The sequence below is a fragment of the Verminephrobacter aporrectodeae subsp. tuberculatae At4 genome (assembly GCF_000193225.1).
Classification (GTDB): domain Bacteria; phylum Pseudomonadota; class Gammaproteobacteria; order Burkholderiales; family Burkholderiaceae_C; genus Acidovorax; species Acidovorax aporrectodeae.
Genome location: NZ_AFAL01000928.1, coordinates 1 through 509 on the forward strand (window position 1 = coordinate 1; position 509 = coordinate 509).

At 67.0% G+C, this 509-nt stretch carries 1 protein-coding gene; it reads left to right on the forward strand.

The window, feature by feature from the left end:
- Positions 1 to 509, forward strand: a 509-nt coding sequence (locus tag VTU_RS29875; protein WP_010109420.1) for an Ig-like domain-containing protein, incomplete at both ends; no start/stop codon positions are given.

Genomic DNA, 509 nt, shown 5'->3' on the forward strand with positions numbered 1-509 from the left:
CGAGCTCGAGGTCCGGATCACGCTGGCCGACTACGCGCTCACGACGGGCGAGACCACCACCGTCACCTTCACCTTCAACCAGCCCGTCAACGGCTTTGACATCAGCGACATCACGTGCGGAAGCGGCACGCTGAGCGCGCCCGTGGCCAACGCCGAGCGCACGGTCTGGACGGCCACCTTCACGCCCAGGGCCAACGTCAACGCTCCGTCGAATGTCATCAACGTAGAGTTCATCGGGGTAACCGACGCCGCTGGCAACGCCGGCGCGGGTGATGCCACCAGCCCCAACTACACCGTGAACACCACCGGGCCTGCAGCAGCAGATACCGTGGCCCCGGTGATCAACACCGCCGTGGTCACCGGCAACCAGCTGGTGCTCACGTACACGGAAGCCAACACCCTGGACGGGGCAGCGCTCGCGGGCAACGCAGGCTTCACGGTGAACACCGCCGCAGGCGCAACGGCCATCACCGTGAGCGGCGCCGTGGTAAACGCGACGGCCAAGACCG